Genomic DNA, 23997 nt, shown 5'->3' with positions numbered 1-23997 from the left:
TGGAAGTCCTGTCAGCTTGATTCAGATCAAGGCCATTCAGCACTTCGCTCCCTAGGCTGAGCTCCTCACCATTCCGCCTGCGGACTTGCTGTTGCTTCGGCGCCAGCGCTTCCCCCGGCCAGGCCCGCTTGCGCAAACCCGGACCCATGAACGAACTCGACCCGGCCACGTCACCGCCCCGCTCCACCCTTCAGCAATTGGGCACGGTCCTTTGGCCCAGTTTCTTCGCTGCTGCGGTGGCCGCTGCGCTATTTTTTTCGCTGGTCGATCCACTGAAACTGGCGGCCATCAGCCTGCCCGGGCATGCCATCAGCCGCGAGTTCGGCTACACGCTCGGCTTTCTGCTGCTGTGGCTGGCCACGGCCTCTGCCAGCGCCTTTACTGCCCTACTGCTGCGCCCCCGCAACGACGACAACGCCGGACGTGACTTCGAATGAGTGTCTCCGAGCGTAAACGGGCGCGCACCGCGCTGCGGACAGCCGTAGCAGTGGCGCTGCTGTGTGCGTTCTATCTGCTGCCATGGCTGCGGGTGAACGGGCAGCCGGCGTTGCTGCTGGACCTTTCCGCCCGCCAGTTCCACCTGCTTGGCTTCACCCTGCAACCGGAGAACGCCCTGCCCTTGCTGTGGCTGGTGGCGGCAGCAATCGCAGCACTGTGCCTGGTCACGGTGGTGTTCGGGCGACTGTGGTGCAGCCACGTCTGCCCGCAGACCGTGCTGACCCGCGTCTTTCGCGGGCTTGATCGACTGACCACGTTCGATGGGCCCGCCAAGCGATGTGGCCCCATCCTGCGGCACGCGATGTGGGTTGCCATCGCGCTATGGACCGGCATCAGCTTCATCGGCTACTTCAGCCCCATCGGTGAAATCCTCCGGGATCTGCTGCAACTGTCGCTGGGACCGTGGGAATGCTTCTGGATCGTTTTCTACGCATTGATCACCTGGGCCAACGTGCTCTACCTGCACGAACAGGTCTGCACTCACCTCTGTCCTTACAGCCGCGTACAACACCTCATTGCGGATGCGCGCACGCCCACGGTTCAGTACAACGCCCGACGCGGCGAACCCCGTGGTCCGCGCGAACCCGGCAGCATCAGCGCGCTGCATCGCACGCGCGGACTGCTGGATCCGGTAACCGCAAGCGATTACGTCTTCCGTGCGGCCCACCCTGCCATCGCCGGCGCTTTGCCCAAGTTCAATCCCGCACACCTGGGGGATTGCACCGACTGCGGCGCCTGTCTCAGCGTCTGTCCGATAGGTCTGGATATCCGCAACGGGCATTCCAGCAGTTGCATCGAATGCGGCGCTTGTGAAGATGCATGCGATCAGAGCATGGCCAACCACTATTTCCCCGAAGGCCTGATCCAGCGCATGCCACCCACACGTGAAGAAGCCACTTCAGGGCTGCGCGTGAAGCCACTGTTGTTCGGCGCATTGATGCTGGTAGCGCTGGTGCTGATGATTGTGACTGCCGGGGCACCGCATTGAAGCCGCGCACGCGATGCCGCATGCATGCGGTCCGCGTGCAGCGACAAAAGCGTCGAACGTGACGACTGAAACATCAGCTCAGAGGAACTGACATCAAGCATGACGCTACCCAGCTGATGTCCACACTGAGGTGATGGATGAGAACCGCCCGACGCGGCCCTGCTCCAACACAACCAACGGTCGTCGAAACACGCTGCGGAAATCAGAAACAAAAGCAGGCAAGTGATCTCTACCGCCGCTGTTCGCAACCTGCTCAACTCAATGTCGCCCAGGCCACGCACACTGGACCGACACTACGGCAGCCTTGCTCCGGTCAAGCACTGCCCCTGAGACGGACCGCAAGCTCCAACGAAGAACAAAACCCGCCAGGCCTTTACGCTCGGCGGTTTTTTTTTGGTGCGCATCAATCAGTCTCGAACGGTCATGCCTTGGCAGCATTTGGTTATGCATTTCAATGCGGCCTTACCGCTGCACTTGGCAGCGGGCTGACTGCGCCAACCCTTGCCTTTGCCATGACGACGTCGCGATGCATACCAGACCACCATCTGTACCCATAAACAGTAGCAACAGCGATGGAACGGTGTTGCCCAACCTCCTCTCCCGCCTGATTTCCTCGATTCCATATCACTCTGAGGGCGCGTTCAAACATGCCGCCTCAGTCAGGCACAGGAGTAACCACCATGCTCAAGAGTGTGCAGAAAAGTGACAACTCAATGCCCGTACCCACCGCGACAGCGACACTTTGGGCCTACCCATGTCGCGCTTAGCGCAACTGAGAAATTACCTGCGTCGATGAAAACAAGCCGTGCGGGAATATCCACGGCTCATTTTTAGGACGTAGCGTCCAGCGGCTATAGCTATCAGCTCAATTTCGACACGAGCAAGCTGGCGATCCCGCCTTGGGCGACTATTTCGAGATCCCGCATGAACCGCTTATGGAACCCCATTGAGTTGGGCCGAGTTCGCCTTTCCAATCGATTGGCCATGGCACCACTCACACGCTCACGTGCACACGCTGATGGCACGCCCGGAACGTTGGCCGCTGAGTACTACGCCCAACGCGCCAGCTTTGGTCTGATCGTGGCCGAAGGCACACAGCCTTCCGCTGACGGGCAGGGTTATCACGGCTCGCCCGGCCTCCACACCGCCGAACATGTTGCCGGCTGGTCAGCAGTGACGCACGCAGTACACGACGCAGGCGGCCATATCTTCATTCAGTTGATGCATGCCGGCCGCATAGCGCACCCGGACAACACCCCGCACCACCGCCAGCCGGTGGCGCCGTCTGCCATCGCGCCTGCAGAGAAGATGTTCACGCAAGGTGGGCTGAAGGACATCCCCTCACCCAGAGCGTTGTCACGTGCGCAGATTCAGGACACCGTGGACGATCATGCGCGCGCGGCGACATTGGCCATCGAGGCCGGCGCAGATGGCGTAGAGATTCACGCAGCCAACGGCTACCTCATCCAACAATTTCTCTCGGTCAATGCCAACCAACGACAGGACGGCTATGGCGGCGGTATAGCCCAACGGGCACGCTTCGCACTGGAAGTGGTGGAAGCCGTCAGCGCCGCTATCGGTGCCGACCGCACTGGCATCCGGCTGTCGCCAGGGTCGCGGTTTGGAAACATTGATGAAGGTGCCGAGCGCGATCCGCTCTACCACCACCTTGTCTCGGAACTGGCCAAACACCCACTGGCTTACCTGCATTTGGCACATAGCGGTGACGACACGTTGCTGACTGAACTTCGCCGCCGTTGGCCGGGCACCCTGATTCTCAATCGGATTGATCGCCCCTTGCAGGCCTTGGCAGCGGATATCGATACCGGCCTGGCCGACATGGCTTCAGTGGGACGCTGGGCATTGGCCAACCCAGATTTGGTTGCGCGCCTTCGCAGTGGTGCCGCGCTCAACGAAGCAGACCCGGCCACCTTCTACGGCGGCGACGCACACGGCTACACGGACTATCCCTTCATGCAAACCCTGCTGCCAGCCAGCGCGTGAACCAAGAGAGATAAATTGCCATGCCGAAGAACTGCCGCAACATCTGAATCTGCGCGAAGTCGCTCTAGTTGGCTTGTCGATGGCGCGCAGCGACGTTGGTCGTCATATCGCACGACACGCATATGCTCGCCTCGCGAGGGCGATAGTGACAGCCGGCACCACACCGCTACTGATTCATCGAGTGGGCAAAACCCGCAAGCCCGGCCTCTCGCAACACGTTGAACGGCCTACTGACTGCGCTTGAGCACGGCCCTCTTGGCGTGCTCAAGCAACTGACGCAAGCAACTGACCAATGACTTCGCGGGCGACCACAGCGTGACATCGCCGAGTGAAGTGGCGCGAAAAGCAATAATTGAGATGCTCGCCGATCTGGCGAAAAATATTCCGGGACTACCGGAGTTGACTGGGGTCGATGTGGGGTCAGTTGACCCGCGGACCCCATCAATTCATCCACTGAAAGCGCTGCTACATCTAGGCTTAAAGTGGTGGGCGGTACAGGGTTCGAACCTGTGACCCCTACCATGTCAAGGTAGTGCTCTACCGCTGAGCTAACCGCCCTTCTCAGCAACAATTTCTTCGCTGCGAGGGCGCGTATCTTAACCAACGGAACAGGGAAGGACAATAGATTTCTGCAAAAATCTTCACATTGCCTTCCTCAACCCAGATTCGCCTCCTTCAGGCGGTGAATCTGGTCGCGCACGCGGGCTGCGTCCTCGAACTCCAAGTCACGCGCGTGCTGGTACATCTTCTGTTCCAGCTCCTTGATCCGGGCCACCAGACGGGCCGGCTCCATCGGCAGGTAGTCCGCCTCGGGCTCAGCCACGCGACGGCCCTTGCCCTTGGCAGACGACTTGGCGGAGCCCTCGTCGTGTGCACCTTCCAGAATGTCGACAATCGGCCGAGCGACCGATTTGGGAACGATGCCGTGAGCTTCGTTGTACTCCACCTGTTTCTGCCTGCGGCGGTCCGTCTCTTCGATGGCCACCCGCATCGAGCGGGTCATTTTGTCGGCGTAGAGAATCGCTTTGCCGCGCAGGTTTCGCGCAGCGCGGCCGATGGTCTGGATCAGCGAGCCACTTGAACGCAGGAAGCCCTCCTTGTCCGCATCGAGGATGGCGACCAGCGACACCTCCGGCATATCCAAGCCCTCGCGCAGCAGATTGATGCCGACCAGCACATCGAATTTGCCAAGACGCAGATCGCGAATGATTTCCACGCGCTCGACCGTGTCGATGTCCGAGTGCAGGTAACGCACGCGAATGCCGTGCTCACTCAGGTACTCGGTGAGGTTCTCCGCCATGCGTTTGGTCAACGTCGTCACCAACACGCGGTCGCCCATCTTGATGCGCGCATTGCATTCGGACATCAGGTCATCCACCTGTGTGCCGACCGGGCGGATCTCGATCTGTGGATCGATCAGGCCAGTGGGGCGTACCACCAACTCGGTGATGTCATCACCGGATTCACGCAACTCATACGGACCCGGAGTAGCCGACACATAAATACTGCGTGGCGAACGTGCCTCCCATTCCTCAAAACGCAGCGGGCGGTTGTCCAACGCCGACGGCATACGGAAACCGAACTCCACCAGCGTCTCTTTGCGCGAACGGTCGCCTTTGTACATGGCGCCAATCTGCGGAATGGTGACGTGTGATTCATCGATCACCAGCAACGCATCGGCCGGCAGGTAGTCGAACAGTGTCGGCGGTGGCTCGCCGGGCGCCTTGCCGGTGAGATGCCGCGAGTAGTTTTCGATACCGTTGCAGTAACCCACCTCGGCCATCATTTCCAGATCGAACTGGGTGCGCTGCGCCAGGCGCTGCGCTTCCACCAGCTTGTTCTGTGCGTACAACTGCTCCAACCGCTCCTTCAGCTCTACCTTGATGGTCTCCACAGCGGCCAACACCCGCTCGCGCGTGGTGGCGTAGTGGGTCTTCGGGTAAATGGTGTAGCGCTGCATCTTGCGCAGGCTTTCGCCAGTGAGCGGGTCAAACATGCTCAGCTGCTCGATTTCGCCATCAAACAACTCAATGCGCACCGCCTCGTTGTCCAGTTCGGCGGGGAACACATCAATGACTTCACCACGTACGCGGAACGTGCCGCGCTGCAGTTCGTATTCGTTACGCGAGTACTGCAGCTGGGTGAGGTGTTTGATCAAATCACGCTGGTCGATACGCTCGCCCGTTGACAGGATCAACCGCAGCGACAGGTAGTCCTCGGGCGCGCCGAGGCCGTAGATCGCCGACACCGTCGCCACCACAATCGCATCCGGACGCGACAACAAGGTCTTGGTCGCGGCCAGACGCATCTGCTCAATATGCTCATTGATCGAACTGTCCTTCTCGATGAAGGTGTCCGACGACGGCACATACGCCTCGGGTTGGTAGTAGTCGTAATAACTGACGAAGTACTCCACCGCGTTGTGCGGGAAGAACGCCTTGAATTCACCATACAACTGCGCGGCCAGCGTCTTGTTCGGCGCCATCACCAACGTGGGGCGCTGCACCTGCTGCACGACATTGGCAATGGTGTAGGTCTTGCCCGAGCCGGTGACGCCGAGGAGCGTCTGCTTGGCAATACCGGCCTCGAAGTTGGCGACCAGTTTCTCGATGGCAGCGGGCTGGTCACCGGCCGGGGAATACGGCGATACAAGCTGAAAGCGATCGGACATAAGGAGCACTGGCCTGCGTGGACTGCCCAGTATAGCCAGCAGGGGGATGACGACCCGCCATGGATCTGCCCCACGTTCAGCCACGCCATCGGCTGACTGCCGGCCCTTCTCCGGCCAGCAACCCTAGCCGACCCCATCCGGCAAGGCCGCGCATGCCCAGCCCTCCCAACTCCGTGCGGCAACGGCCCACTCCCTTGCCGCATGGTTTCACCTTGATCGAGCTGGTGGTCTGCCTGGCGGTGTTCGCATTGCTGGCCGCCATCGCCGCGCCGCCCCTGTCGGCTCTGCTGGAGCGGCACCGCGCCATTGCCGCCGAGCACGCCCTGATCCATCACCTGCAGCTGGCGCGGATGACCGCCGTAACCCACCGGAAGCCGGCAGTGCTGTGCCCGTCGCTCGATGGCCGCAGCTGTAGCGGCGGGAACGACTGGAGCATCGGCTGGCTGGTGTTTGTTGACCGCGCCGGCAAGCGCACGCCCGAAGATCCCGCCGATATCGTCCGCAACGACATCCATCCCACCTCATCAACACTCAGGCTCGTCAGCACACGCGGCAGATCCAACATCCGCTACCAACCGGACGGGCGCAGCGCCGGTTCCAACCTGACCATTTCCATCTGCAGCAAGGAGGGCACGATACTCGCGCAGGTCATCGTCAACAACGCCGGGCGGCCACGCAGTCAGCGACCCAAGACACCGCAATCCTGCGTTGAATAAGCAAACAGCGTTAGATGAATGGTTGCACGCCCCGCTCAGGGCGATTAGAATGCGCCTCCCCGCCCGAATAGCTCAGCCGGTTAGAGCACTTGACTGTTAATCAGGGGGTCGTTGGTTCGAGTCCAACTTCGGGCGCCAGATTAAATAAAAAAGCCTGCGAGCAATCGCAGGCTTTTTTTGTTGCTTGATGCGTGTGGCCGGCGACACGTTGACATCACTCACGCCCTGCTCGTTCGCGACTTAAGCCGATTCTGCGAAAAGCTGCCCGCCACCCATGAAGCGGTACAGCCAACCGTAGATCAGAATGAAATCCCGGTGCTTCAATCCGCGACTCTCCAGGACGCGCGACCTTCGTCAGCATTTCGGCCGCGGCTGCCACGAATGCCGGAATTCCATCCCCACCTAAGCGCGATATCTGCAGCACGGATGCATGGGATGCAGTGCTGTATCGCATGCTCGAACCGGCTGGTGAACAGGCAAAGAAAAAGCCGCGATTTCTCGCGGCTTTTTCAGTATTTGGCGCCCGAAGTTGGACTCGAACCAACGACCCCCTGATTAACAGTCAAGTGCTCTAACCGGCTGAGCTATTCGGGCGGGGACGCGCATTCTATACGCATGTTACGCGCGATGGTAGGGGTGATTGGCCAACATTGCCGCTGCGCGATACAACTGCTCGGCGACAACCAGCCGAACCAACATATGCGGCAAGGTCAGCGGGCCAATCGACCACTTTTCATCGGCCATTGCTGACACTTCAGCCGCATGGCCTTCCGGGCCACCGATCAGGAACGCCAGATCGCGGCCTTGCGAACGCCAATGCTCCAGACGCTGCGCCAATTGTTCGGAACTGAGCTGGCGGCCCGGTACATCCAGCGCGACGACATACGCATTCTTCGGCAACGCGGCCAGCACACGCTTACCTTCGTCCTCGATGGCGCGCTTCGGGTCGCGACCTTTGCCACGCAGGCCCGGCTCGATTTCCACCAGTTCCAACGGGAGCCAATGCGACAACCGCTTCTGATACTCGGCAAACCCCTGCGCCACCCAGGACGGTGCCCGCTCACCGGTGGCGATCAATCTGGCTTTCATGGTGCGACCTCGGGGTGGCGTTGAAACGAAGACGGCGCCCTGCGGCGCCGTCGCGAAGCATGAAGCACAGAGCGATCAGCGATCGTTCTGCTCGTCCTCATCCTCGTAGGCCGACGGCGGCTGGTCACCCACCGTCCACAGGCGCTCCAGCGCATAGAGCTCACGTACGCGCGGCAGCATCACATGGACGATCACGTCGCCCAGGTCCACCAGCACCCACTCGGCCTCACGCTCGCCTTCCACGCCCAACGGCATGACGCCAAGGTTCTTGGCGAAACGCACGACCTCGTCACCAATCGACTTGACGTGACGGGTGGAGGTGCCGGAGACGACAACCATATAGTCGGCGACGCTGGATTTGCCGCGCACGTCGATCTCGACCGCGTCCCGGGCCTTGAGTTCTTCCAGCGCGGCATGAACGGATGCCAGCAGGGCCGGAACGGACGGCGGCGGGCTGGGCAATTGGGTCTTGATGACTTGGGCTTCGATGGTCAAAGCAGCAGAACTCGATGAATAAGGGGTCGATTATAGAGAACCCAGCCGAAACAGGCATTCACGACGATGCATGGCAGCCATACAGGCCCTCAGTCTGAATGTAGTCAGCCACTTTCGCCGGAACCAGGGACCGCCACTGGCCGCCGCTGGCGATCAGCTCCCGCACAGCCGTCGCCGATTCAGCATGCAATGGTTGATGCAGCCGCCAGACCCGCCCGGCAGCACTGGAAAGCGCCCTGATCGACGGCGCCCAGGCATCCCGCAGGTGGGCCGCCAGCAACGGCGGCAAGGTGCCATCCAACACACTGCCTGGCCGCTCGGCCACCACGATATGAGCCAAGCCGAGCAAATGCTCCCACTCATGCCACGTGGTCAATCCCAACAGGCTATCGGCACCCATCAACAGGGCCACCGGGCGCGACAACCCGAATTCAGCGCGGATATCGCGCAGGGTATCCGTCGTCCACGAGGGCACCCCGGGCCGCCGTGCAGCACGCTGCAATTCACGCAGATCCACGATCAAATCTGGCTCGTCCGCTGCCGCCAGCTCCAGCATGTGCGCGCGTTGCCGGGCATCTGCCCCAGGCAGCGCGCGGTGCGGGGGATCGGCAGCCGGCATCAGCCGGACCGGCACCTGCAACTCCTGCGCCGCACAGCGGGCAATGGCCAGGTGACCGTTATGAACCGGGTCGAAAGTGCCGCCGTAGAACATCAACATCCCGGCCGCGGCCAGCTCGGCGGGTGATGCAGACGGTTGCTGCACGTCAACGCACTCCGCGCGCCAGCAATCGCACCGCACGCGCCTCAGCCAGGGCGATCAGCAGGCGCTCCAGTGCCAACCAGGGATCGCCGTCGGCGCGCCCCTTTGCCATGCGGTCCACCAGCGAGGCTTCGGCCACAAAACGCTCCCACCGGCGCGGATCCGGATGCCGTTGTAGTGCTCGCTTGAACGGCGCCTGGCGCGATTCCCAAATGCCCTTGGCCTTCATCTCACTGCCCAGGTTGCCCCCGGTGGCCTGCACCCGGGCCAGCCCAGCGGTGAGCAGCAGTTCGCGGATCACCATGGGCATCAACGCCGCCACGGCCTCGCCTTCGCCACGCAGGCCAGCGAGCATGCGCAGCACTGCCTGCGGCTGACCGGAGAATGCGGCCTCGTTGAGGCGGAACACGTCGTAACGAGCCGCATCGGCTACCAACGATTCCATTTTTGCCACATCAAGCGGCTGGCCATCGGCCAACAACGCCAGCTTGTCGATTTCCTGCGCAGCGGCCAGCAGATTGCCTTCCACCCGCTCGCTCAACCGCTGCACGGCAGCCGGATCGGCACGCAGGCCCTTGGCCCGCAGACGCCGCTCGATCCAGTCACCCAGCTCGTGCGGCTTGATGGCCCAAGCCACCGACAGCACACCGGCCTTGGAAACGGCCTCGGCCCATTTGCCTTGATGGGCCTTGCTCCACTCGCCCGCAGTGATCAGCAGCACCACATCCGGTGGCGGACGTGCGCAGAAATCACTAATGACTTCCGCCCCCTCCTTGCCGGGCTTGCCGCTAGGCAGGCGCACCTCCACCAGACGACGCGCACTGAACAAACTGGGCGCATTGAAACTTGACGACAACTGGCTCCAGTCAAAGTCGCGGCCATCGGCGTCGAACACCTCGCGCTCACCAATGCCCTCGGCGCGGGCCTTGGCACGCACCGCATCGGCCGCTTCGATGACCCGCAGCAATTCAGGACCAGCAATCAAATAGACGGGCGCCAAGGCCGAGGACGCAGCCTGAGTCACCAACTGTTCTGGACGCAGTTCCATTGCCTACTCCTGCCGCTGTGACATCAGGAACACCGGGGATGCCTCAGTGGGCATCACCCTCGCCTTTGGCACCTTCGACGACAGGCGGCGCATTCTTCTGCTTTTCCACGTCGGCGCGGATCACGCTATCGATGCGGCGCAGGATGGAGGCGGACATTTCCCGGCGCAGTTCGTCGGCCAGGATTTCGCGCTCAGTAGTGGTACCAGTGGCATCCAGCGGCGGCGAGACATAGTCGCGCGACAGCTCTACCGCCTGTTCCGGCACCAGCGCACTGCCATCGGGCTTCAGGAAGGAGAACACCACGGCGTAGCGCAGGCTGTATTCCTGGGCACGGCCCTGGGAATCGATGGCGATGGGGAGGTCACCCCAGCGCTCGGAGCGGATCTGCAGACGGGCGAGGCCCGGATCATCCTTACCCTGCCCCGGCGTCCCATCCTCGCCGACAACCGTGACGCCAGAGGCGCGAAGTCCGCGATTGATCAACTTGACCAGCTCGCTGTAGCGGGTCTGGGACTCCACTTTGACTGACGGCATGTCTGCCGGAAGGGTCAGCCGGTTGCGCAGGTGGAAACCGCAGCCGGTCAGGGTCGTCGTGGCAAGGATCAGGGCGATCAGATATCGAGTCATGGACACAGTCTGTAGGAGCCAGCCGGGAGCGGCAATAGAAAACAGCCCGGGATCATCGCGCATTGGAGGTGAGCGGGGATGAAATCGCGCGTTGCCGATAGATTCCGGGGCCGAATTGAACACGCTTCTGGCGGCTTGCTTGAACGGGTTGCCGGAGCAAAGTGAAAGCCCCGCTCATCCGCCTTGCGGCATCTGTACTCGGCACACCCCTGCACCTCACCACGAAAGCGGCTTCGTCGTGCGTCCCTATTCCCGCTGGGCTGCCCCCGTTTGCAGGAAAAGGGAACAAAAGCCTCCGCCGTCGACCGACGGAGGCTGTGCAACCTGGTGGCTTTACGCCGCGACGATATTGACGATCTTGCCCGGGACGATGATGACCTTGCGAATGGTCAAGCCGTCCAGGAACTTGGCCGTGTTCGGCTCGTCCTTGGCAGCGGCTTCGATCAGCTCCCGTGAAGCGTCAGCTGCCACGTCGATGGTGCCGCGCAGCTTGCCGTTGACCTGTACCGCCAGGGTCAGCGCGTCCTTCACCAAAGCAGCTGCGTCGGCCTGCGGGAACGTCTGGTCTTCCAGCAATGTCTCGCCATTGCCCAGCAGCTGCCACATGGCATGGCAGGCATGCGGGGTGATCGGGTTCAGCAGCAGCACCGTGGCCTGCAATGCCTCCTGACGCACGGCGCGGCCCTGCACGCTGGCATCATCAAACTTGCTCAGCGCGTTCAGCAGTTCCATCACCGCCGCGATGGCGGTGTTGAAGGCATGGCGGCGGCCGTAGTCATCGCTGACCTTGCCGATGGTCTCGTGGGTCTTGCGACGGACAGCCTTCTGCTCAGCCGTCAGTGCCGTCACGTCCAACGCCGGAGCGCTGCCGTCAGCAGTGTGCTTGTGCACCATCGTCCACAAACGGCGCAGGAACCGCGCCATGCCATCGACGCCAGCCTCATTCCACTCCAGCGACTGTTCCGGCGGGGCAGCGAACATCGAAAACAGGCGCACGGTATCGGCACCGTACTTGGCCACCATCGCCTGCGGATCAACACCGTTGTTCTTGGACTTGGACATCTTCTCCGTGCCGCCGATCACTACCGGCTGGCCGTCGGTGCGCAGCGTGGCACCGACGATGCGGCCACGCTCATCACGCACGGTGTCCACATCCGCCGGGTTGAACCAATCCTTGGAACCGTCGCTGTTCTGGCGGTAGAAGGTTTCGGCGATGACCATGCCCTGGCACAGCAGGTTCTGCGCCGGCTCGTTGCTCTCCACCATGCGCGCATCACGCAGCAGCTTGTGGAAGAAGCGGAAGTACATCAGGTGCAGGATGGCGTGCTCGATGCCACCAATGTACTGGTCCACCGGCAGCCAATAATTGCCGCGCTTGTCCACCGCATCGCGTGCACCCGGCGAGGTGTAGCGAGCGTAGTACCAGCTCGACTCCATGAAGGTGTCGAAGGTGTCGGTCTCGCGCTCAGCCGCGCCACCGCAATCCGGGCAGGTGGTCTTGCGCCATTCCAGGTCAGATTTGAGCGGCGAACCGGTGCCGTTGAGCTCCACGTTCTCCGGCAGGATCACCGGCAGCTGGTCTTCCGGCACCGGCACTGCACCGCACTTGTCGCAGTAAATCACCGGAATCGGGCAGCCCCAGTAACGCTGGCGGCTCACGCCCCAGTCGCGCAGGCGGTAATTGACGCGGCGCTGGCCCTGACCCTTGCGCTCGAAGCGCTCGGCCAGTGCCTCGAAGGCACCCTGGAAATCCAGACCATCGAACTCGGCCGAATTGACCAGCTCGGTTTCGCGACTCTTGTCGCCGTACCAATCCTGCCAACGGGTCGCGTCGTAGCTACGCTCGTCGTCATTCTTCGGCGACTTCAGCGCGATGACCTGCAACTTCGGCAGGCCGTACTTGGTTGCGAATTCGAAATCACGCTGATCGTGACCGGGAACGGCCATCACCGCGCCAGTGCCGTAGCCCATCAGCACGAAGTTGGCGACCCATATCTGCACCTGCTCGCCGCTGACCGGATGGATGGCGCGCAGGCCAGTATCCATGCCGCGCTTTTCCTGGGTTTCCAGCTCGGCTTCAGAAACGCCGCCCTGCTTCATTTCGGCCAGCATGGTGGCCAGCTGCGGGTTGTTCTTGGCCGCGTGCAGGGCCAGCGGATGTTCGCCGGCGATGGAAACAAAGCTCACGCCCATCACCGTGTCCGGGCGGGTGGTGAACACGCGCAGCGGATCCAGCGCGGCGCCATCCACGTCGCGCACGTCGAACTGGATTTCCAAGCCTTCAGAGCGGCCGATCCAGTTGCGCTGCATGGTCTTGACCGAATCCGGCCAGCCCGGCAGTTCATCCAGGCCATCCAGCAGTTCCTGGGCGTAATCGGTGATGCGCAGGAACCACTGCGGGATCTCGCGCTTTTCAACCAATGCGCCGGAGCGCCAGCCGCGGCCGTCGATGACCTGCTCGTTGGCCAGCACGGTGTTGTCCACCGGATCCCAATTCACCACCGAGTTGCGGCGGTAAGCCAAACCCTTGCGCATCAGCCGGGTGAACATGCGCTGTTCATGCACGTAATACTCGGGCGTGCAGGTGGCGAACTCGCGTGACCAGTCAATCGCATAGCCCATGGCCTTGAACTGGCCACGCATGTGATCGATGTTGGCGTAGGTCCACTTGGCCGGCGCGGTCTTGTTCTTGATCGCCGCGTTCTCGGCCGGTAGGCCGAAAGCATCCCAGCCCATCGGCTGCAGCACGTTGTGGCCGGTCATGCGCTTATAGCGGCTGATGACATCGCCAATGGTGTAGTTGCGCACATGGCCCATGTGCAGCGCACCGGACGGGTACGGCAACATTGACAGGCAGTAGTACTTGGGCTTGTCCGAGGTTTCAGTCACCTCGAAAGCGCGCGTGGCCTCCCAGAATTTCTGGGCGGCGGATTCAACCTGCTGGGGATCGTAGATATTGGGTTCGACGCTGGACATGGCAACGCTAGGCAACGGCAAAGCCGCAAAGGGTACCGCAGTGCATCATGGCACTCCAATCCGGCGCCTACCTGTCTGCGTCGGGAAACCCCAGGTCATTGATATCTGAAGGGTTTCATGGCCACGTCAAATTACGGACAGCGGCAACAAAGCGCGCTTCAGCGTGCCGGGGCCAACCGCCAGGCACCGAGCAGCCAGACGAGCCAGCCCAGGAAAGCCAGCCGCTGCGCCATGGCCACTGGCATGGCCGCCTGGAACAAGAAGGCACTGCAGGCACTCCAGATCGCACAGACCACGGCCAATGTCGCCAGTGAACGCCAGGGACTGGCCTTGCCCGCCCCCAGCCGCAATGCAATCGCACCGGCGCAGAACGCGACCAACCACAGCAACCAGGCACTGGCGTGGAACTGACTGGCGCGGTTCTCGATATCGTCCACGTCCAGCGGCAGCAGCCCCATCGCGGTGAAGGCAACGCACGCCAGCAGCAGCATTTGCCCGCCCACCCGCAAGGTGCGCGGCGCATTGGCCGGCATGCGCAACACCAAGCCGAACATGGCCAGCGCAGACAGCAGGCCCGGCACTACGAAACCCAGCACACTGAACAACTCCCCGCCCGGCACGCCACGCGCGCCCAGTAAGGAAATTGGATGGCGCAATTGGTCGAAGCCCTCCAAGCGAGCGCCGAACATCACCACCGCAGCAACCCACACTACCGCTGCCACCGGCCCTGCCCAGGCCAACATTCTCAGTTTCGACACGCCACTACCCTGCTCGTTTGCGGCCGGGACACAGGCGCACCGGCTAGCGGCTGCATTGTGAGGGCAGCCGGATGCGGCTGCACGATTGCGTTTGATGTTGTGCTGGCGCCTCGGGACTTGGCCGGGAGGCTCAATAAGGCCAATGGCCGATGCCCTGACCACCTTTCAGCGGATGCTATCCATTGCCTCTTAGCTGGCAGCCAGCGACGTTTTTATCGACGAAGCACAGAGAGCGCGGGACAGAATTTACGTCGATAGTGTTGAGGGCCGCGAATACGTGCAGTACCTGATCCCGGCCATGTTCGTTGCTCATGCAGCAACCAACACCGTGGCTACAGCGATGACGACAGACATCGACGGAACCATCCTTGCCGTTGAGCGTGATCAAGACCTTGATCCTGACGCCTATCTCCCTAGTTCCCTATGTGCGTCGGCATGCGTAGGTGGCCTCGACATCCATCAGGAGATGTCCGAAAAAGCGGCGGCGCGATTTGGGAAGTGGTACCTCCCCGACGCCATCCCGCAAGTCATGATCAACAACGCCATCTGAAAGAAAAATGCCCAGCACGCTTTCGATAGCTAGCCAACACGCACCCTGCCAAATCCGTCGAGAAAGGAAAGGAGCAAAGCATCAGCCAGCGGGGAGATACGGAACGCCGGCTGCCGCGCCACTCTGCTCCCTTCCTTTCGCCACGAATCAGGCGATGGAACGTTCTATTCCCCCATTCGCACTGCACATTCCGCCTGACGCCGCCATCCAGCGAATACGTCGAGTGCGCAGCCGTCCCGACGGCGGATTGGGGAGGGAATGCCGCCGGGACGCCCGCATTTTTCATCAACCGCCGATGCCGGAAATCTCCACGCGCCGGTTGGGTGCCAGGCATGTCACCAGCGCAGTTCCGTTTGAGCCATCACATTCGACCAGCGGTTCGGTACTGCCCCGCCCTTCGGCGCGGATGGAACCCGCAGGAACACCTTGCTGCACGAGGTACTCACGCACGGTTGCTGCACGGCGTTGCGACAAGCCGAGGTTGTAAGCGTCACTGCCAATCCGGTCGGTGTAACCAACGACCACCAGGTTGACCTCATTCACGCGCGGCCCGAGGCTGCGCACCACCTCGGCCAAACGCGCCTTGCCAGCATCAGCAAGAGTGGCGCTGTCAAAAGCGAACAATGCATCGGCTGAAATACGCAGCGGTGTTTCAGCAACCGGTGGCGGAGGTGGTGGTGGCGCGGGTGCGGGCGCCGGCTGCAGCAAGGCGGCACAACTTTCCGGCTTCCAGGATTGCCCGGTGCTGACACCGCCATCGCCGAACCGCACCTGGAACTGGCATTGGATGGGCGTTGCACCCACCGAGCCCCGGAAGTTGAACAGGTAATTCCATTCATGCACGCCCCACAGACCTTCGTTGAAATGCGGCGTGCCGAGCAGTGACTGCAGTTGCGGCTTGCTCATGCCCGGTGCGTACTGGCGCAGGTTGTCCAGGTTCACGTAGGTGCCGCCGGCCGGGTAAGCGCGTGCGGGATCGGGAAAGCTGTCATCACGCACCTGCCCTTTGCTACTGCAGGCCGCCAATGTCACTACCAATGCAAGTACAGACCATTTCGTGTTCATAAGATCCCCCGTGCGCGTGAGCGCAGCTGTCGGGTACCGGCACACATGGGTGCCGGCACGTTGTCTGTCATTACCACTGGAAGCCGGCGCCAACGGTCACGCCGCCGTCGCCACGCGTATTGGCCGAACCGCTGAGCTTGTAGATCCAGCGGCCGCCATCGGTGACCCCAGACACACCCACCGCCATGCTCGACTCACCATGGAAGGTACTGGCAGCCATCGAAGCCATGCGCTTGCCCGCCTCGGTTGGTTGCGGCAGGCCTGCCATCGCCATCGCCGAGGCGACGCCGGCCGAGGCGCGGTCGTCGATGCGCTTCATGTCACGACTGACATCGTTGAAGCGTTGATCGGTGTAGTTCTTCGACCAGTCCATGACATCCCCCATGCCCTTGTTGAGTTGAGCAACGTTGACCGCGTCGGTCGGCGCCACACCGGTCCCCACGTTGTGGATCACAGTGCTGGTACCCGCACGCCCCATCGTCACGCTGCCGTAGTTGGTGCTGCCGTCGGTGTTTTCGTCGTAGCGCACGGTGCCTTGCTGCGAAGCCTCCAGCTGGCGCACGTTCACTGCATCGGTGGCCTCGGCGCCGTCGGCCACGTTGGTGACCTGGCGCTCCGCGCCAGCGGCGCCGACGGACACGGTGTTGGCTCGATTGGCAACCGAGCCAGCGCCCAGCGCCACGCTGCCGGCGGCCGACGCGTTGGCACCATCACCGATGGCGACCGCCTGCGTGCCGCTTGCCGTGGCTGCCGGGCCAGCGGCCACGCTGTCCTGGCCCGTCGCCGAGGCGGCAGCCTTGGTCGAGTTCACCGCGAAGTACGCATTACCAGCACCGCCGTTCTGGATGTTGTCGATACGTTTATTGACGTTGACGATGGAACCATCCATCGCCTCCAGTGCGTCGGTGACATTGCCGAAGGTCTGCTGGGTGCTGGCACCGGCAGTGTTGATCGACGTGACATTGAAGCTCGCCGCGGACCATTGCCCTGTGCTGCTGTTGAACTGCATGGTGCCGCCAATCGCCGAAGCAACCGCATCATTGGTGGTTGCCAACTGGCCGCCGTTGATCGCATCCAGGCTGCCGGTGGTGACACTGCCATCGGCCACATTAAGCAAGGAAACCGCCGCACCGGTGCCATCACCTGCCAGGCGTACTTCGTTGGTGGCATTCCCGGTGCCATCGGCCGAGTACAGCACCGCCAGCGGGTCACTGCCGCCCGGGCCGCTGCGCGGCAACTTGCTCAGGTTGAACAGCGAGTCGCTGATGGAGCTGAAGGCCCCGCCGACATCTCCGAAGCTCAGCACAGAGGCCTGGCCCTGCGCATTGATGCTGTTGATCTGGTAGCTGGGTGCACCGAACGTACCACCGCTGAACGTTGCGCCGCCTCCCAAGTAGGTCGCCAGCGCGCTGCCCATGCCGAACAGTTGCCCACCGTTGACCGCCTCCATGCTTCCCGAAGCCACCGCGCCTGCCGCCAGATTGGTCAATACCGTACCGTTCGCAGCCTGCCCACCCCCCAGCGTTACCTTGCCGTAGTTGACGACACCATTGACGTCCTCGTCATAAACCACCGCTGCCAAGCCGAGATCGTCAATCTGATCCAGCGCGCCACGCAGCTGCATGACGTTCACCGCATCGGTGTCCTGGCTGCCGGCGGCAACGTGGGTGATCTGCCGCTCACGACCCACCGAGCCGACCGCCACTTCACCGATGGAGGTCTGTGCGGCGGTCAAGCCGAATGCGGCGTAATTGTCCTGCCCGCCACGTGCGGCGTCGGACTTGAAGCCCAGTGCGACACTGTTGGCCTTGTCCGAGGTCGCTCCGGCACCGAGCAGGGTCTGTGCATTGGCAGTGCCCTTGGCGCTGTCGCCCACCACCACCGAATGGCCTTGTCGTGCGTCGTAGTCAGCGGTGGGAACGCCAGTCATGACACCGTTGGCGTCAACGAATACTTGGTCGGCGGTCTGTGCGGCCAGACGGTGCTCGGCATTGCTGCCGATCACCACTTCCTTGGAGCCGTTGGCAAAGGCGCCATCGCCGATCAGCACCTGGTAGTCCTGAGCGGCAGGCACGGCCCAGCATTTGATCTGCGCTACGCCCAGCAGGTCCAGACAGTCCGAAGCCCAGCCCGGTGCACCATCGGGCAACACCAGGCCCAGCAAGCCGCCCGGATCGCCGTTGTTGATGTTGGTGATGTAGCTGTCGGAGGTGACGCCACCGATCAGGGTCAGGTGCGAGTTGCCGCCCGTGGTCAGGCCACCCAAGCCGTCCAGAACTTCGCCCACCGGGCTCAGGTTCACCAGCGGCACGCCCAGCAGTTCCAGCGATGAGTAGGTCTGCATCACGTTGGTACTGTTGACCTTCAAACTGCCGCTCTGGATGTAGCCATCGCCACCCAGAATGGAATCCAGCGGCGACTCCACCAACTGATTCACCGAGCCCACCAGGCCACCGTTGCCGACGATCAGGCCGGAGGGACCTGACGTCACCGCCGCCGGGGCAGCGTTCGGCACGACCGGGTTGCCGGTCAATCCGCCGACCACATTCGACAAACCACCGGTCAGCCCACCGACGACGCCACTGAGCGTATTGGTCACCCCGGTCACACCGGAGCCGGAGCCAGTGATGCCTCCCAGCGTGCTGCCGGTAGCCCCCAGCAGCGTTGAGGCGGTGTCATCCACGGTACCCAGCAGGTTCTGCACCGTGCCGGTGACGTCGCCATTGGCGAGCGCGCCGGTGGTGTCTTTCACGCCGCCGGTCAAGGCGCCCACCGTGTTGGAAAGCCCGTTACCCAGCGTGCTGGAGCCGGTCACACCACCCACCGTCGCACCAAGAAGATCGCCAACGCCGTCCAGTACCGGCGCGATGCCATTGACCAGACCATTCACCAACCCGCCCAGCCCCGTGCCCTTGGCAACACCACCGGTCAGCGCTTCCACCGCGCCCACCGTTTCGGTCACGGTATCGCGCACCGGGTTGCCGCCCTGCTCCTTGCCTGGCAGCAGCACGTTACCCAAGCCAGCGACACCGCCACCCAACTGTTGAGTGATCGAGGTCACCGTCGTGGTGGCGTGTGAGGTCAGCGTCTCAACCGCAGCCACTGGCTTGCCGCCAAGCACTTCGCCGGTCAGCTCCTTAACCGCACCGGTCGTGGATGCCAGCGTGCCGTGCAGCGGGCTTCCGCCTTCCTCCTTGCCCGGCAACAGCACGTTGCCTAAACCCAGCAAGCCCGAACCGCGTTGCGTCAACGGACCAACTGTCGCTGTCACATTGGCATTGGCTGAAGCCGCCACCGGCTTCACTGCGAGCGCGGCATCAGCCACCACCGACAGCGCCGCTGCCGGTGTTGCCGTCGAGGTGTGTGGCCGCAGTTGCGGCAGTGCCGCACGCACACCCAGCTGCGCGCGCACCGCCGGCGCCGCCGTCGTAGCACGGGTCTTCGCCGCCAACGCAACCGATGCATCTACCTGCACCAAGGCCGGCAGCTTCACGGAGGCATCGAGCGACACCCGTGCATTGATGGGTGGCAGCGCGGTGGACACTATCTGCTGCGCGTCGGTATTGCTGTACTTGGCGACCAGATCCTGCAGGTCGGCCAGCTTGGCGTCAGTGGCAGCGGCTGGCCCGGCCATGGCCAGCGCAATCGCACTGCCCAATCCTGCCAGCGTCCAGCTGCCTGCCGGCGCCAGCTTCGACGGACCCGAGCGTTTGCCTTGCGCGCTGGCCAGCTCCGAGCCGACGACGAATGCGTTGAGTGTGCGGTTCCAGACCAGTCGATAGATGCGGTTCATGTGAAGCCTCCAGTTCGATCCATCCGGGCGCGGACGGGTCTTGGTTCGTGAGGCCAGTACACCTTTTACAAGGGCGATAAATTGCCCACATCCGGCACACCTATGGGGTGATCTGGCAAAGCGTTGCCCGTTACCGGCAAGCCGATGCACGTATTCGGCAATCGAGGTTATTGGCTGATGCGCGTCACGCAGGGGCAGAAACGCAGCGCTCAGGCGGGCGTATAGGTCCCGCGCATCAGGGTTTCGCTGGGGAGTTCACCAAACACCCGGCGATAGTTGTCGGCAAAACGCGACAAGTCCCACAACCCACAGCTCAGCGCGATGGATTTGACCGACTTGCGGCCGGCATCGGCACTGGAAAGGCTGCGGCAGGCTTCACACAACCGCAGCATCGACAGGTAACGCACTGGCGAAATGCCCACCAGCTCTTCAAACGCATAGCGCAATGCACGCTCGCTTACGCCAGCCGCATCGCACAGCTCCTGCATATAGATATGCCGGCGCAAATTGGCATACATCAAGTCTTCGGCGCGACGGAAGATCAGGTAACGCACGCGGCGGCTGCGATTGCAGTTCATCCGCTCGACCGGACCATTGGCGACCAGTTCCTTTACATGAGCATCGAGCATCGCTTCGATTTCGCCGCTGGTGACTTCGCCCTGCGCGATGCGCTCATGCAGCCCCTGGTAGTAAGCCTGCAAGGGAATATGCGGGCGCCCACTGACCAACGGCACGCCCGCTGGCTCCTCACCCAGTCCACCCAGGCGCTGCGCGGCAGCCCTTTCTTGGAAACGCTTGAGCGGCACCAGTACAAACGTGACGCGACTGCCCGCGCCCAACGCGAATTCGGTAACGCCCTCGGGCATCACCGAAATAATGTTGCCTGAGGTCAGTGGCACGCCGTGGCACCAACTGGTCTCGGCATCTACCGCCTGCAACCAGCCGAGCAGGCACCAGTCCACCGGCAGCACGAAACGGCCGCGCGCACGCGCACCAATCTGAAAAGTGCAAAGCAGTGCCTGGTCATGGACAAAAGACGAAATAGCGGCTGCCGGCGGCTGATCGTCAAGCAGGACCAACTCGACATGGCAGACGCGCAAGGTACTCCCAAGCGCAGCCAGATCGAACGACCGCAAACCCCGACCGTCAGCAACCGCATCCATGTGAACGCCTTTGCGATCCCCGAAGGAACGCGCCTTAGAAGCGACTATCCATTGCAGGCTGGAACTGCAGCCTGCAATCCCCGACGCACATCCCGAAATTTCCTACAAAAAGCAGTGGGCGAGTGACCATGTCTATTTGCTTGGTACTGATACTGACAAAGAAACAATGAGCGCCTCGTAAGAGCGCGCCATCAAAACAGCGATCTCTGTCACAGATATGAAAAAGAGTTGTTTTTTGCCGAATTCGCGCATCTCTCTTCACACACACATTGCAATGATGCTCTCGGGCATGCCATGCGTGCCGACAGGGGCAAGACGGAAGCAACGGCCGGGGAAGCCGTACTACGCACGGTCACCCGAACCGCTATCGACACACCGGTCGGTATCAAGCAATCCCAAAGACCACTTCGGGCAGGAATGCCCAGTTTTGCCCGGCTGTCGGTCGGAGCATCACCGACACCGGGTCATCAGGGAGAACGCTATGAACGCTCAGATCCGGAAGTTCTTCAAGGAAGAGGATGGTGTCACCGCACTTGAGTACGGGCTGTTGGCAGCCGTGGTCGCCGGCATCATTCTCTTCTTCGCTCGTGACGGCTTAACCGCTGTTTTCCAGTCTATTCTGACCAAGCTCGAGGCTGCCATCGCCGGCAGCGACACGCCTGCCGCCTGACAACAGACGGCCACTGACATGACGCTCATCGCCCTCACCGCACTCCTGCTGGGCCTGCAGGTCGCCATCAGCGACCTGACGGCACGGCGCGTGAGCAACCGCGCGTTGTTGGCGGTGCTGGGGATGGCCGTGTTTGCACAGGCCGTCGGTGGCGCAACGCCGTCCGTTGCTGATTGTCTGCTGGGTGGTGTCATCGGGTTGGCGGTACTGCTCCCATTCCATCTCATCGGCTGGATGGGCGCAGGTGACGTCAAATTGTTTTCGACCATCGGTTTTCTGCTCGGTGCCAAGGCGCTGCTGCCCATCTGGGTCTGCGCCAGTCTGGCCGCCGGGGGTCACGCGCTCCTCGTCGTCACGTGGCCCTTGGCGGTGCGCTATGTGCCAGCTTCCTTGCACAAGGCCAACGTGGCCTATCAGGGCAACGGCTGGCTGCAGGATTGGCAATTGAACCTACGCGCCGCACGACAGGGACGCGCAGGCATTCCCTACGCGGCCTATCTGGGCATCGCAATGATCGGCTACGTGCTGCACGGAGGTGGGTATGTCTAAGCGCAGACTGCCGCAACGTCGCAACACACGCGGCGTGATCACCCTGGAATTCGCTTTTTTGATGATGTTCGGCGTACTGCCGCTGCTGCTGGTTACCTTCACAGGCGTGATGGTGTTTGCCGCTCAGCAATCGCTGGCGCTGGCTGCCGGTGAAGGCGCGCGCGCGGCGTTGCGCTACGGCGACATCCCCGAACGCCGCGCCAATGCCTGCATGGCGGCAGCGCGCTCGATGCAGTGGCTGCTGAACTTTTCCAAGTCCACGCCCAGCTGCAGTGCGGCCAATGCGCCGCCCATCAACGTCTCACAGCCGTATGCCTGCAGTTCCGATGGCAGCGTGCAGTGCATCCGCGTCATTGCGTCCTACGACCACAACGCCCATCCCTTCTTGCCCGGCACCGGACGCCTGCTGAGCTGGAGCATGGGCAATTCACTCAGCAGTACCGCCGTTGTGCAGTTGGATCTGGGTAATCGCTGACCGCTGCATTCTCCAAGGAGGAGGAGTCTCACCATGCCAAAGGCAATCCGCATCGCCGCCATCCTGTTGCTGGTGCTTGCCGTGCTACTGGCAATACTGGCCTTCGGCATCGGCCGAAGAACCACGTCCTCACCGGAGGTCACGGTCAAGGCCGAGCCTGCAGCGGGGCTGCCCAAACGCGTGGTCGTAGTGACCACCAAGGCCCTGCCAGCCGGTCAACCGATCACAGCAGCCGATCTGTCGACCACCGAGCTCCAGGTGGCACCCAGCGAAGGCTTCCCGTCCATTGCCGATGTCGTCGGCCGTGTTCCCAGCAGCGATATCGCCGCAGGCGGCATGGTCGCGCGTGCGCAGCTGCTGCAAGGCATCGCTGCCGGTATCAAACCCGGCGAGCGCGCTGTCGCAATTCCGGTTGATGAACTGGCCGGCGTCAGCAACCGCATCGCCCCCGGCGATTTCGTCGATGTTTTCATGAGCCTGCAAGCACCATCCGACGCCGGAGCACAACGCGACAACCCACAGGCGCGGCTGCTGTTGTCACGGCTGCGGGTATTGGGCTACGGCGCGGAGGATGTCGGCACGCAACAGGCTGCCGCGCAAGCGGAAAGCGAGACCGCAGCGGGCCAACCGGAACCTGGAAGCCGAGCAGAAACCATCGCCTCACGTAGCAACAACAGCAGCGCTTCAGGCGGCACCAACGGCAACGCCGCACCGCCACGTAGCGCCATCCTGGCGGTGCCGGTGCAGGATGCCGGTCGCCTGCTGCTGGCTGCCCACAGCGGCAAGTTGTTCCTGGCCCTGCGCAACCCTGGCGACACCGCGCTGGCTGACGCCTCCATCTTCGTTGCGCCAGCGCCGGTGCTGCCGCTGCGGCGTGATCTGGACGCCATGGATGCCGAAGCCGCCGCGCGCCCGGAAAACCAAGCCTATGCCGGCATCAGTCTGGCCGCATTGGCCGGTGAGTCCGAAGGCAGAACAGCGCGGCCAACAGCGCCCGCCATAGCGACACCGGTACGCCCACGCACGCCGCGCGCCGCCAGCCGTCAAGGCATCGAAATCATCCGAGGAACAACGCCATCCAATCGCCTGTCTTCGCCATGA

20 protein-coding genes and 3 tRNA genes are annotated in these 23997 nt (G+C 62.5%); 10 read left to right on the top strand and 13 right to left on the bottom strand.

What is annotated here, in order from left to right:
- Nucleotides 1-146 precede the first annotated feature (146 nt).
- The 3 genes from PAN08_RS06800 to PAN08_RS06790 all read left to right on the top strand — a co-directional run bounded on the left by PAN08_RS06800 (nucleotide 147) and on the right by PAN08_RS06790 (nucleotide 3490).
- On the top strand, nucleotides 147-437 hold the full coding sequence (locus tag PAN08_RS06800; protein ID WP_269790702.1) for a hypothetical protein: 291 nt from the start codon (nucleotides 147-149) through the stop codon (nucleotides 435-437).
- The gene (locus PAN08_RS06795) at nucleotides 434-1486 is read left to right on the top strand and encodes a 4Fe-4S dicluster domain-containing protein (protein ID WP_269790701.1); all 1053 of its coding nucleotides are present in this window, start codon (nucleotides 434-436) and stop codon (nucleotides 1484-1486) included. The genes PAN08_RS06800 and PAN08_RS06795 overlap by 4 nt, the downstream gene beginning before the upstream one ends.
- A 924-nt stretch (nucleotides 1487-2410) precedes the next feature.
- Nucleotides 2411-3490, top strand: a complete 1080-nt coding sequence (locus PAN08_RS06790; RefSeq protein ID WP_269790700.1) for an alkene reductase — start codon at nucleotides 2411-2413, stop codon at nucleotides 3488-3490.
- Between the two features lie 483 nt (nucleotides 3491-3973).
- On the opposite strand, the gene PAN08_RS06785 is transcribed toward PAN08_RS06790, so the two are convergent.
- Nucleotides 3974-4048, bottom strand: a tRNA-Val gene (locus tag PAN08_RS06785).
- Between the two features lie 97 nt (nucleotides 4049-4145).
- A complete protein-coding gene (gene uvrB / locus PAN08_RS06780) occupies nucleotides 4146-6161 on the bottom strand; it encodes an excinuclease ABC subunit UvrB (protein WP_269790699.1) in 2016 nt (671 codons plus the stop codon).
- Nucleotides 6162-6313: 152 nt separating this feature from the next.
- Between uvrB and PAN08_RS06775 the strand changes: the two genes are divergently transcribed.
- Both PAN08_RS06775 and PAN08_RS06770 read left to right on the top strand, forming a co-directional pair.
- Nucleotides 6314-6877: a GspH/FimT family pseudopilin gene (locus PAN08_RS06775; protein ID WP_269790698.1), complete on the top strand. Its 564-nt coding sequence runs from the start codon at nucleotides 6314-6316 to the stop codon at nucleotides 6875-6877.
- A 61-nt stretch (nucleotides 6878-6938) separates the two neighbouring features.
- A tRNA-Asn gene (locus PAN08_RS06770) sits at nucleotides 6939-7015 on the top strand.
- Nucleotides 7016-7394: 379 nt separating this feature from the next.
- Here PAN08_RS06770 and PAN08_RS06765 read toward each other — a convergent pair.
- From PAN08_RS06765 to PAN08_RS06730, 8 genes are all read right to left on the bottom strand, one after another.
- Nucleotides 7395-7471 (bottom strand) — tRNA-Asn (locus tag PAN08_RS06765).
- Nucleotides 7472-7495: 24 nt separating this feature from the next.
- Nucleotides 7496-7966 carry a 23S rRNA (pseudouridine(1915)-N(3))-methyltransferase RlmH gene (gene rlmH / locus PAN08_RS06760; RefSeq protein WP_057632616.1) on the bottom strand — a complete coding sequence of 157 codons (471 nt, stop codon included), beginning with the start codon at nucleotides 7964-7966 and terminating at the stop codon, nucleotides 7496-7498.
- Between the two features lie 75 nt (nucleotides 7967-8041).
- Nucleotides 8042-8461 carry a ribosome silencing factor gene (gene rsfS, locus PAN08_RS06755; RefSeq protein WP_269790697.1) on the bottom strand — a complete coding sequence of 140 codons (420 nt, stop codon included), beginning with the start codon at nucleotides 8459-8461 and terminating at the stop codon, nucleotides 8042-8044.
- Between the two features lie 58 nt (nucleotides 8462-8519).
- Entirely contained in the window at nucleotides 8520-9179 is a 660-nt protein-coding gene (gene nadD / locus PAN08_RS06750; protein WP_269791195.1) for a nicotinate-nucleotide adenylyltransferase, read from the bottom strand.
- Between the two features lie 46 nt (nucleotides 9180-9225).
- Nucleotides 9226-10269, bottom strand: coding sequence for a DNA polymerase III subunit delta (holA, locus tag PAN08_RS06745; RefSeq protein ID WP_269790696.1), 1044 nt, complete (start codon nucleotides 10267-10269; stop codon nucleotides 9226-9228).
- Between the two features lie 43 nt (nucleotides 10270-10312).
- Nucleotides 10313-10897 (bottom strand): LPS assembly lipoprotein LptE, encoded by a 585-nt coding sequence (lptE, locus tag PAN08_RS06740; RefSeq protein WP_269790695.1) that lies wholly within the window; start codon nucleotides 10895-10897, stop codon nucleotides 10313-10315.
- A gap of 333 nt (nucleotides 10898-11230) precedes the next feature.
- A complete protein-coding gene (gene leuS / locus PAN08_RS06735; protein WP_269790694.1) occupies nucleotides 11231-13873 on the bottom strand; it encodes a leucine--tRNA ligase in 2643 nt (880 codons plus the stop codon).
- Between the two features lie 158 nt (nucleotides 13874-14031).
- Nucleotides 14032-14631, bottom strand: coding sequence for a DUF998 domain-containing protein (locus PAN08_RS06730; protein WP_269790693.1), 600 nt, complete (start codon nucleotides 14629-14631; stop codon nucleotides 14032-14034).
- Nucleotides 14632-14824: 193 nt separating this feature from the next.
- Here PAN08_RS06730 and PAN08_RS06725 point away from each other — a divergent pair, with 193 nt between their 5' ends.
- Complete coding sequence (locus tag PAN08_RS06725; RefSeq protein WP_332840097.1) at nucleotides 14825-15181, top strand: Imm5 family immunity protein; 357 nt, start codon at nucleotides 14825-14827, stop codon at nucleotides 15179-15181.
- A gap of 285 nt (nucleotides 15182-15466) precedes the next feature.
- On the opposite strand, the gene PAN08_RS06720 is transcribed toward PAN08_RS06725, so the two are convergent.
- From PAN08_RS06720 to PAN08_RS06710, 3 genes are all read right to left on the bottom strand, one after another.
- Nucleotides 15467-16246, bottom strand: a complete 780-nt coding sequence (locus PAN08_RS06720; RefSeq protein WP_269790692.1) for an OmpA family protein — start codon at nucleotides 16244-16246, stop codon at nucleotides 15467-15469.
- Between the two features lie 70 nt (nucleotides 16247-16316).
- Nucleotides 16317-20039 (bottom strand): ESPR-type extended signal peptide-containing protein, encoded by a 3723-nt coding sequence (locus PAN08_RS06715; protein ID WP_269790691.1) that lies wholly within the window; start codon nucleotides 20037-20039, stop codon nucleotides 16317-16319.
- Nucleotides 20040-20248: 209 nt separating this feature from the next.
- On the bottom strand, nucleotides 20249-21202 hold the full coding sequence (locus PAN08_RS06710) for a helix-turn-helix domain-containing protein (RefSeq protein WP_269790690.1): 954 nt from the start codon (nucleotides 21200-21202) through the stop codon (nucleotides 20249-20251).
- A gap of 481 nt (nucleotides 21203-21683) precedes the next feature.
- Between PAN08_RS06710 and PAN08_RS06705 the strand changes: the two genes are divergently transcribed.
- From PAN08_RS06705 to cpaB, 4 genes are read left to right on the top strand one after another with little or no spacing between them, the layout of a single operon-like run.
- A complete protein-coding gene (locus PAN08_RS06705) occupies nucleotides 21684-21872 on the top strand; it encodes a Flp family type IVb pilin (RefSeq protein ID WP_269790689.1) in 189 nt (62 codons plus the stop codon).
- Nucleotides 21873-21890: 18 nt separating this feature from the next.
- Nucleotides 21891-22421 carry a prepilin peptidase gene (locus tag PAN08_RS06700; RefSeq protein WP_269790688.1) on the top strand — a complete coding sequence of 177 codons (531 nt, stop codon included), beginning with the start codon at nucleotides 21891-21893 and terminating at the stop codon, nucleotides 22419-22421.
- The gene (locus PAN08_RS06695; protein WP_269790687.1) at nucleotides 22414-22896 is read left to right on the top strand and encodes a pilus assembly protein; all 483 of its coding nucleotides are present in this window, start codon (nucleotides 22414-22416) and stop codon (nucleotides 22894-22896) included. The genes PAN08_RS06700 and PAN08_RS06695 overlap by 8 nt, the downstream gene beginning before the upstream one ends.
- A gap of 33 nt (nucleotides 22897-22929) precedes the next feature.
- Nucleotides 22930-23997 carry a Flp pilus assembly protein CpaB gene (gene cpaB / locus PAN08_RS06690; RefSeq protein ID WP_269790686.1) on the top strand — a complete coding sequence of 356 codons (1068 nt, stop codon included), beginning with the start codon at nucleotides 22930-22932 and terminating at the stop codon, nucleotides 23995-23997.

This window comes from Stenotrophomonas sp. Iso1, from assembly GCF_027497995.1.
Classification (GTDB): domain Bacteria; phylum Pseudomonadota; class Gammaproteobacteria; order Xanthomonadales; family Xanthomonadaceae; genus Stenotrophomonas.
The sequence above is the reverse complement of the archived record's forward strand: the minus strand, read 5'-3'. Positions and strand labels throughout refer to the sequence as shown.